We start from the raw sequence: 353 nt of genomic DNA, 5'->3' as shown, positions 1-353 counted from the left end.
GGGGGCCGCGCTGCCGCTGCTCGATGTGGCGGGGGCCGTGGACGGGGTGATCGGCTGGGGGTATCTGGCGCTGCTCGCGGGCGCCGCGTGCCTGGCGTGCGACCGCTGGTTCGGCCTCACGGCCGGGTGGATGAGGGACGTGGCCACCGCCCAGGCGGTCCAACGTCGGCTGCAGGCGCTGCAGTTCGACTGGGCGACGGAGAGCGTACGGGAAGTGCTGGGGCCGACGGAGGGGACGGCGAGCGAGGCGGCCGAGCGATGTCTGGGGGTGCTGCGGAGGTTCTCGGAGGACGTGACGGATCTGGTCCGGTCGGAGACGACGGACTGGATGGTGTCGTTCCGGGCCGGCCCGG

1 protein-coding gene is annotated in these 353 nt (G+C 73.9%); it reads left to right on the top strand.

The features are described from left to right. A partial coding sequence (locus J0695_RS39655) for an SLATT domain-containing protein (protein ID WP_206969693.1) occupies positions 1-353 on the top strand: 353 nt, incomplete at both ends.

This window comes from Streptomyces beijiangensis, assembly GCF_017315755.1.
Classification (GTDB): domain Bacteria; phylum Actinomycetota; class Actinomycetes; order Streptomycetales; family Streptomycetaceae; genus Streptomyces; species Streptomyces beijiangensis.
Note: the sequence above shows the minus strand (reverse complement) of the source record. Positions and strands in the feature narration are given on the sequence as shown.